Raw genomic sequence first — 9,300 nt, forward strand, 5'->3', positions numbered from 1 at the left:
AAAAACAGTATCAAAAAACCTCAAGCTTGAAAATTCCTTGAGGTTTTTTCCCGCATTAAATCAGCATTTGAAAGCCTGCTGACGCTATTTTTTCAATTATTCTTTTCCGACTTTTGTCTCAATTTTGAAAATCGACGCTTAAAAACTGCATGGTTGAGTCATTTGTAAATTTTCGGGCTTACTCCCACTCAATAGTGCTTGGTGGTTTGGAACTGATATCGTAAACGACTCTGTTCACACCTTTAACTTCATTTATTATTCTTCCTGAAATCTTTTCAAGCACTTTGTATGGCAATCTGACCCAGTCTGCAGTCATTGCGTCTTCGCTGTTAACGGCTCTTATGACAATAGGATAATCATAGGTTCTTTTATCGCTCATTACCCCTACGCTTTTTATTGCGGGCAGAACAGCAAATGACTGCCATATTTTGTTATACAGCCCTGCTCTTTTGATTTCCTCAATCAAAATATAATCTGCTTTCTGAAGAATCTCAAGTCTCCTTGTATTGACTTCACCAATAATCCTTATAGCAAGGCCAGGGCCCGGGAAAGGCTGCCTCCATACTATTTCCTCCGGAAGTCCCAGCTCTATGCCGAGCACTCTTACTTCATCTTTAAAAAGCATTCTCAAAGGTTCAATCAGCTTTATCTTCATATCATCAGGCAGACCCCCGACATTATGATGGGATTTTATTTTTGCCGCATTTTCGGTTCCGCTTTCTATCACATCAGAATAAAGCGTTCCCTGAACAAGATAATCGGCATCTTTGATCTTTTTGGCTTCTTCTTCAAATATTCTAATAAACTCAGTCCCTATTATCTTTCTTTTTCTTTCAGGATTTGTAACATTTTTAAGCTTTGAAAGAAACCTGTCTTTTGCTTTTACATGTACAAGATTTATCTTGAAATTCTCTTTAAATGTCTTTTCAACCTGTTCTGCTTCACCCATTCTTAAAAGACCGTGATCTACAAAAATACATGTCAGCCTGTCTCCTACTGCTTTGCTTACAAGTATTGCAGCCACCGAAGAATCCACCCCGCCGCTTAAGGCACATATTATCCTGCCGTCTTTCGTTTTCTCTCTTATCTCTTTAATTTCCTTTTCAATAATTGATACCATTGTCCATGTCGGGGAACATCTGCATATCTTAAAAAGAAAATTCTTTAATATATTCATCCCTGAAGGCGTATGTCTGACTTCAGGATGAAACTGGATGCCAAACATCTTTTTTGATGTTTCCTCAATTCCTGCTATTGGTATATTATCTGTAGATGCAATCACTTTAAAAGAAGGCGGAAGAGTGGAAACGCTATCCCTGTGGCTCATCCAACAGGTTTCTACCGGCTGAAGATTTTCAAACAGCTGAGAACTGTTATCCATCCTTATTTTTGTTTTTCCGGACTCGTTTGTTCCGCCTGCAGCTATTCTGCCGCCAAGAATGCCTGCCATAAGCTGCATTCCGTAGCATATGCCAAGCACAGGCACACCCAGGCTAAAAATTCGGGGATCAACATTGAATTTTCTTTCACCTGACAGCATGCTGAACGGTGAACCTGAAAGAATTATCCCTTTAGGTTTTTTTGCTTTTATCTGTTCGATTTTGACATCAAAAGGCAGGAGTTCGGAATACACTCTCAGTTCCCTTACTCTTCTTGCGATAAGCTGGCTGTACTGTCCGCCAAAATCAAGAACTATGATATTTTCAAAATACGTATCATTGTTTTTCATTTATTAACCTGTTTTAAGAACATTTATAAAATTATCTTGGTTTTCCTAAACTCCCATTCCTACCTTTTGTGCTCTCTGCTCAACTTTGCCTTCCGTCTTTATGGTGGGAGCTATCATTACCTCCGCTTTCTGGAAATCCTTGATATTCTCATAACCGCAGGTAGCCATTGACGTTCTGAGAGCGCCAAAAAGATTTAATGTTCCGTCATTTTCATGTGCAGGCCCGATAAGAATCTCTGCAAGAGTACCGGCTATATCCGTTTTTATCCTTGTGCCTCTTGGAAGTTCAGGATGGAAAGTAGCCATCCCCCAGTGATATCCTTTGCCCGGTGATTCCTTCGCCCTGGATATGGGGCCTCCTATCATAACAAGATCTGCTCCGCATGCAATTGCTTTTGCTATATCTCCGCCCGTGCGCATACCACCGTCTGCTATTACATGGCAGTATTTTCCTGTTTCTTCAAGATGCCTTGTCCTTGCTGCAGAAGCATCTGCAATAGCTGTTGCCATCGGGACGCCAACTCCCAGAACCTGCCTTGTCGTGCAGGCGGCGCCAGGACCCACTCCTACCAGCACGCCCACTGCTCCTGTTCTCATCAGGTGAAGAGATGTGGAGTAGGAAGCAACCCCGCCAACTATTACAGGTACCGGACAGTTGGGAATGAATTGCTTTAAATCCAGAGGAACAACCTGCCTGCTCACATGTTCAGCGCTTACAACTGTTCCCTGTATTACAAGTATGTCAAGACCTGCGTCAATAGCTATCTTATAGTATTTTTCAACTTTCTGAGGAGTAATCGATGCAATTGCTGTAACACCACCCTCTTTTATCTGTTTTATCCTTTTTGCAATCAGTTCCTCTTTTATAGGCTCCTGATATATTTTCTGCATGTTTCTTGTTGCTTCTTCCTTTGGAAAACCTGCAATCCTTTCAAGCAATTCACCGGGATTTTCATATCTTGTCTGTATGCCTTCAAGATTTAATACAGCCATTCCGCCAAGTTTTCCCATTTCTATTGCCAGCCTGACATCCACTACTCCGTCCATTGCTGAAGCAAGGCATGGTATTTCCATTTTAAATTTATCTATCTGAACTGATATGTCTACATCTTCAGGATCTCTTGTTCTCCTGCTGGGAACAATCGTTATTTCGTCAAAACCGTATGCTCTTCTTCCGGCTTTGCCTTTTCCAATCTCAATTTCCATTTAAACCTCTTTTCTCTTTCTTAAAATTTTCTTTTCTTCGCCTTTTATAAGTCTTTTAATATTATCCTTGTGAGCGATTATTGTTATCAGCGCCCAAAAAATAGTTGCGATTATTATATATAAATCATATCTGCAGGCATAAAACATTATCGGAAGAATAAATGCCGCTGACAGTGAACCAAGCGACATTATCCTTGTAATAAAAAAAACCAGCAATACTGTCATAACGATTACTATTGCTGGTAAAATCCTCAGCCACAAACTTGCGCCTGAAAACGGCATAACGCATGTGGCAATAATGAGCCCGCCTGTAGCGGAGACACCTTTCCCCCCCTTAAACCTGAGAAAGACCGGAAAAACATGCCCTATAAGAACGGCAACAGTTGCTACCACATATAAAATATAGCTTGCCGGAAACACAAAATATATTAACATCACAGGAATAAAGCCTTTTATGATATCGACTATGATTGTGACAGTACCAAGTATCGGACCGGCAATTCTAAGAACATTTGTGCCTCCGACATTTCCGCTCCCATAATTTCTGATATCGTCTCCTTTTCTAAATTTGTATATTATATATGCAGTTGGAACTGATCCCAGCAGGTAGGAAAAAACAACAAATAAAATTTTATAGAAAACCGTTATTGTCATTTTCTAACTTTGAAAAGGATTTATAATTTTACTATTCTATAAAATTTAAATTTTATAGCATTAATCGATTTAGTTCAATTGATTCAGTGTAAATTGGCAATATTTTTGTCAGCGGCATTTCATTTAAACAAATTGCTCAATAGCCGTTGCGACACCGTCGCTGTCATTGTCGGGAACAACAAAATCTGCTACTTCTTTAAGTTCCGGAACTGCATTACCCATAGCCACTCCGATACCGACCTCCGAAATCATTGATATATCCGTATAGCTGTCTCCTATTGCCATAGTCTCATCAGGAGAAATATCATAAATTTCAAGAATTTTTTTAAGGGCAAATCTTTTGCCGGTATCCGAGTGGTTTATAATCAGAGAAAAGGGACTGCCCATCATTATTTTTATCCTGGCACCTTTTAACTTGTCTTTTAAAAAATCTTCAAAAGAATCATTTTCATATGCCGATATCGAAAACATAAGCCCTCTGCTGCATATATTTTCCGCTGTAAGGTCTTTTACTTTTTTTATTACATCCCCTGTTTCAACAACTATCTTATTGTAAGGGTGTTCTTTTTCATAATAAAGTATTCCGTCATCAAGACCCAGAGTTACTCCCTTCTTCCAGATTCTGCCGGCAAGTATTATCTCTCTGCACACCTTCGGTTCAATTCTCAGTTCAAAAACAGGCTTGAGATCTTTGTCAATTATGAGAGCGCCTGAATAAGAGATCTGGAGAGCGCTTAGACCAAGTTCCGAAATTATTTTTGATACACTGAACGATGGTTTTGCGCTTGCAATCACTACCTTTATGCCATTATCCTGGCATTTCTTAAGAGCTGCCTTGTTTTTATGGCTGATTTTTGATTCAGAATTAAAAAGAGTTCCGTCAAGATCAACGGCTATCAGTTTTATCAATTAAAATACCTGTGTTTATTTTCCTGTTTATCTAATATGTTGTCTTATGCTGTCTGCTTTATCAAGGAGTTCCCTGTCATTGTTTAGCACCTCGGGAAAAGATTCAATTTCTTTTTCTATTTCAGAAATCTCTTTTTCAAGTTCCGCTCTTTTACTTATATTTTTCCCTGCTGTCTCAATTTTCAGATCTGTTTCGGCAATACGCTTGTTCAAGTCCACCAGTGCCGCATCAATTCTGTACAGTTTGTCTTTAAATTCATTAAAATCAATATTCAGATTAAATGCTTTTAATTTTTCGCTTAAAAATACTTTATAATTAAATATCCTGTTCAGATAATTTCTCATATCCGGGGAAGCCTGGCTGTATTCTTCAGATTCGATATATTCCCTGTTTTCATAAATATTTATATCCTGGCTTAATTCAGACTTAAAAGCATATTCATTAATTGCTTTCTTAAGATCATCAATATTGCTGTCAACTATTTTTTTACGGTAAGAATCAAAGTGTTCGGCTATCTCTTTTTTCAGGCGGTCTTCTTCTGCAACAAGAACCGTTTTCTTTTCCGTAAATTCCTCAATGCGTCTGCTTGTTTCATCAAATTCGTTCTGACTCTCCAGAAGTTTTGATTTTTTAAACCGCAGAAGAGCTTTTTTCTCAACAATTTTCAGTTGTACCTCATTTTCCTTTAATGCATACAGCCCGTTAAAATCTTTTAATCTGTTATTCAAATCATCTATGATTTTAAAATTTCCTTCATTAGTGTTCCTGAGAGATTCCAGTTCCCTGGCAAGGTTCTGGAAATTTTCATTTGAGCTTTTCTGGTCATCACTCATTACATCGTTAAATGATTTAACCATATTTTCATACATGGAAATCTTTGTAATCGAATTTGAATTCTTAAGCTTAAGGTTGAAAATAAAATCTTCAACTTCTTTTTTAACCTGTTCCTTTAAATTCATAGTTTTGCACCTGTAATGATTTTGATGTTTTACTGTTCCAGCACTACCTGCTGCTCGCCGGAATTGTCTGTATCTTTATTTTCCGTTTCCTTCAAAAAAGTATTTTTCTTGATACCTTCAATCATGTTTCCATAAAAAGCACTTATCTTATCCTTGTCTTCATTGTCAAGAGCAAGTTCTCCTGCAAGCTTTATTGAAATTATCTCTGCATAATTTTTAATGAGAAAATCGACATTTTCTTTAAGCTGGTTTTCCGTCAGAAGCGACTGTTTTAAAAAACCTCTCTGATTCTCGATTTCATCATTAAGGCTTTTGATAAGTCCTGACATTGTTTTGTCCAGATCTTTCTTGTAATTTTTATACGAATCCTTTTCTTTTAATTTATAATTTTTAATTAAAGATTTTATCATCTGTGTTTCGTCTTCTTCTATGGTCGTGCCTATGAATTTAAGTGTTCTGTTTTTGGAGTCAATGTTTCTTGAACCAGGAAAAAAAATATAATTCTCAAAAACAGGAAAATAAAAAGCTCTCTTGCCATAATACAGATCATAGCCGATCATTTCATAAACAAGGCTCTGTTCCTCGCTTACAATCATTGCAAATCTTTCCCTGAAAAACCTGGATTCTTTTATTATTACTTTTTTTAAATCTAAATTTTCACAAATCTCAAGAGTCATAATATTTTCCAATAAATATAATTCTAAAAAATCTATATTTAGCATTATAATCGATGTAAAAATATAGTAAAACTATTTTTAACAATACAGAACCTGATTGAAATAAAAAAACGATCAGGGAAGAAACAATACTGATTTATATAGGTAATTTTTTTAATTTGACTTATATGATTTAATAATCTTTAGTAAACAAGAGTTTAAAGAAAATTTACATGAGGAGTATATGTGTATAATGAAAAAGTTCTGGACCACTTCACTAATCCCCGAAATGTCGGTTCAATAGAAAACGCTGATGGTGTGGGTGAAGTCGGCAGTCCTGTATGCGGTGATATGATGACTTTTTACATAAAAGTTAAAGACAATAAAATAGATGACGTAAAATTCAAGACATTCGGATGCGGTGCTGCCATAGCGGTATCAAGTATGGTAAGCGAGATGGCAAAAGGAAAAACTCTGGATGAAGCAATGAAGATATCAAATGAAGATGTTGCCGCAAAACTGGGAGGACTTCCTGATAATAAAATGCACTGCTCAAATCTCGGAGCTGAAGCACTTCATGCCGCAATTGAAAACTATCGTAAAAAAGGAGAGAAATAATGGATGAAAAAAAATGTAACTGTCCTTTCTGCGACGATGAGACCAAAGAAAATCTGTCAGGCATCTGCAATCCGTGTTCAAATGAGCTTGTGGCTAAATATGATAAGGTTCTGGACTGTACAGGTCTTTGCTGCCCTGCCCCTGTTTTTGAGATAAGAAAAAAAATCGATGAAATGAAAGCGGGCGAAGTTCTTTTAATGATGGCTGATGATCCTGCATCAGAAGAAGATATAAAAGCATGGGCTGAAAGAACCGGAAATAAGCTTTTGTCTGTCAATAAAGACAAAGATATATTCAGCTTTCTGATAAAAAAATCATAAAAAAAGAAAAATATCTTTAAATTAACGCAGAAGAAAGTGTCAGATTGATTGTTTTAGAAAAATATATTAAAATCTAATTAATAAGGGCATTGGTTTTTAAACCAAAAAGCCAGAACTATCTCCCGAATAAGATATTATTTATAATATCCTTTATTTTTATGGAGGTAGTTCTTTTATTTGTCACAAAACATTTGTATTTTTTCTGTCATCTTTTATAATGTTAGTTTGCAATTTGTTTTAGGACAAATCTGCTTCCGCTGGGGTGTAGTCTAGTGGTAGGACACATGACTCTGGATCATGGCGCGGGGGTTCGAGTCCTCCCACCCCAGCCACTAAAAATAATCAAGATACTTGGCAAATAAAGCCAGCCATGCTATCAGGAAATCCTTTAAAGACTATATTATAAAAATATTCAATATTCAAATTTCAGTACGCCTGCATCATACAATGATGCACAATAATACAGACCAGGAAAAGACATTGATATCAGTACATGGCGGTATTAAAATCATGATGGTATTAAAATGTATGTGGGATCTCAAATCTTTATAAAAACATGGGAAAAATGATATACTTGCTAAAAAGATACTTATAAAAGCAGGGATTTAAAAATCTTGCCTTTGGGAGATCAGGTTATGAAGTATAGCTTACTTGTATCAACTTTGTACTATATATGCGGTTGTTTTTACATGATTTTTGGTGCATATGCAGTAGCTTCTAATGCAAAAAGCAGAAACAACAGGCTGTTTTTATTAACAACAAGCTCACTGGCAATTTGGTCATTTTCATATTCTATTTCAAGCTCAGCGCCTACGGCGGAAGCAAGTGCATTTTGGAACTGTATGTCTGTTTTTGGCTGGGGATTTTTTCACAGCCTTTTCCTCCACTTTGCACTGATTCTGACAAAAACTAAAAGTCGATTAAATAAGCGAATTACGCTTATTATACTTTATTTGCCCACTTTTATAAATGTAGTTCTGTTTGCGCCCTTTGGGCTTCTTGCAGAGAAACAATATGAAATGGTGAAGAGCGACTTCGGATGGAGAAATACGCTTCCTGCAAATATTGGCCAGGCTTGGATTAACATATACTACATTACATATACAGTGATTGCTATTGTATTAATTATTCGCTGGTGGAAAAAACTTGAACCCCATACCGCCCTGAAGCGGCAGGTAACATATTTCATAGCATCCATGATAGCTCCCTTTATTGCAGGATCGATAACGGACATTTTGCCCGGTATTTTGGGATTAACGCAAATTCCCAGGCTTACACTCCTGTTTTTGATTCCTCCTGCAATAGTTTTGCTTATAACATTGAGAAAGTTCGGCATACTTCTTGAAAGAACCAGGACAGAATTCTTACCTTTGGATTCCGACATTTTGTCAGAAGAAAGCCGATTGCGTTTGTTTGAAACGGTAGCATCCATATTTACAATTGGTGCCGTGGGATCCTTTTTTGCAGGATACTTTATTGCAGGAGATAATTTAGCAAATGAGCTTTTGCTCTCTTCAGTTGTGTTGATCCTTGGTATATTTTTAAGGTTTATCCCGAACATATCAAAAAAACACGCCATTCAGAATACCCTTTTCCTGATAGCAAGTACAGTGTGCATGGTTCTTTTCACAATCATAAAAACTAATAAGGGGGCAGTAGCAGTATGGGCAATATATATAATATTTCTTCTCTGTACCGTCATTCTAAATAGCAATATTCATACATTTCTCTTTTTGGCTGCAACCCTGATAACTCAAGCTGTTATTTGGATAACTCACCCGAGGGTTTTTGTCGTTATCAATAGTGCTCAGTATTTGGGAAGAATTTTCATTATTATACTTTCCTATTTCACTGTGCGATATCTGACAAGTGAATATAGCTCAAAGCTGCGGGGATATAAAAGATTTACAAAAGAACAGGAAATGCTTGAAAAATTTTCAACCACCTTTATTTCGGTCAATACCGAAAATGTCAAAGGGGAAATCGATAAAATGCTTAAATTATCTGCCAAGATACTTGATTTTGATCAGGCATATTTGGTTGATTTAAGTGCAGATTACGAAAATGCGATGATTATTAGTGCGCATATAATAAATGAAGCTATTGACTCACTTCCTTTTCACCCGGGAACGAAATTTAAGACAGCAGCTTTACCCATGGCTAAGACTCTTATTACACAAAAACAGCCCGTAGGATACCTGGATATCGCAAGCATAGAAGGTGAAGAGGAAAGAAATTTCTTTGCGTC

General features: G+C 36.8%; 10 protein-coding genes and 1 tRNA gene. 5 read left to right on the forward strand and 6 right to left on the reverse strand.

Features of this window, described 5'->3' with window-relative positions:
- Window positions 1-178: 178 nt before the first annotated feature.
- The 6 genes from guaA to GXZ93_01025 form a co-directional block, all read right to left on the reverse strand.
- Window positions 179-1,729: a glutamine-hydrolyzing GMP synthase gene (guaA, locus tag GXZ93_01000; GenBank protein ID HHT78370.1), complete on the reverse strand. Its 1,551-nt coding sequence runs from the start codon at window positions 1,727-1,729 to the stop codon at window positions 179-181.
- A gap of 45 nt (window positions 1,730-1,774) precedes the next feature.
- The gene (locus GXZ93_01005) at window positions 1,775-2,935 is read right to left on the reverse strand and encodes a GuaB3 family IMP dehydrogenase-related protein (protein ID HHT78371.1); all 1,161 of its coding nucleotides are present in this window, start codon (window positions 2,933-2,935) and stop codon (window positions 1,775-1,777) included.
- On the reverse strand, window positions 2,936-3,589 hold the full coding sequence (plsY, locus tag GXZ93_01010; protein HHT78372.1) for a glycerol-3-phosphate 1-O-acyltransferase PlsY: 654 nt from the start codon (window positions 3,587-3,589) through the stop codon (window positions 2,936-2,938). It lies immediately after the preceding gene.
- Window positions 3,590-3,712: 123 nt separating this feature from the next.
- Complete coding sequence (locus GXZ93_01015; protein ID HHT78373.1) at window positions 3,713-4,498, reverse strand: HAD family phosphatase; 786 nt, start codon at window positions 4,496-4,498, stop codon at window positions 3,713-3,715.
- 27 nt (window positions 4,499-4,525) lie between these two features.
- Window positions 4,526-5,458: a hypothetical protein gene (locus GXZ93_01020; GenBank protein ID HHT78374.1), complete on the reverse strand. Its 933-nt coding sequence runs from the start codon at window positions 5,456-5,458 to the stop codon at window positions 4,526-4,528.
- Window positions 5,459-5,487: 29 nt separating this feature from the next.
- On the reverse strand, window positions 5,488-6,135 hold the full coding sequence (locus GXZ93_01025) for a hypothetical protein (GenBank protein ID HHT78375.1): 648 nt from the start codon (window positions 6,133-6,135) through the stop codon (window positions 5,488-5,490).
- 225 nt (window positions 6,136-6,360) lie between these two features.
- On the opposite strand from GXZ93_01025, the gene nifU reads away from it, so the two are divergent.
- The 5 genes from nifU to GXZ93_01050 all read left to right on the forward strand — a co-directional run.
- Complete coding sequence (gene nifU, locus GXZ93_01030) at window positions 6,361-6,732, forward strand: Fe-S cluster assembly scaffold protein NifU (GenBank protein HHT78376.1); 372 nt, start codon at window positions 6,361-6,363, stop codon at window positions 6,730-6,732.
- Window positions 6,732-7,052 (forward strand): sulfurtransferase TusA family protein, encoded by a 321-nt coding sequence (locus GXZ93_01035; GenBank protein HHT78377.1) that lies wholly within the window; start codon window positions 6,732-6,734, stop codon window positions 7,050-7,052. The genes nifU and GXZ93_01035 overlap by 1 nt, the downstream gene beginning before the upstream one ends.
- A gap of 258 nt (window positions 7,053-7,310) precedes the next feature.
- Window positions 7,311-7,384, forward strand: a tRNA-Gln gene (locus GXZ93_01040).
- Between the two features lie 19 nt (window positions 7,385-7,403).
- Window positions 7,404-7,604: a hypothetical protein gene (locus tag GXZ93_01045; protein HHT78378.1), complete on the forward strand. Its 201-nt coding sequence runs from the start codon at window positions 7,404-7,406 to the stop codon at window positions 7,602-7,604.
- 83 nt (window positions 7,605-7,687) lie between these two features.
- On the forward strand, window positions 7,688-9,300 hold a 1,613-nt coding region (locus GXZ93_01050), incomplete at its 3' end, for a hypothetical protein (GenBank protein HHT78379.1).

Source organism: Actinomycetota bacterium (assembly GCA_012837825.1).
In the GTDB taxonomy this organism is placed as follows: domain Bacteria; phylum Actinomycetota; class Humimicrobiia; order Humimicrobiales; family Humimicrobiaceae; genus Humimicrobium.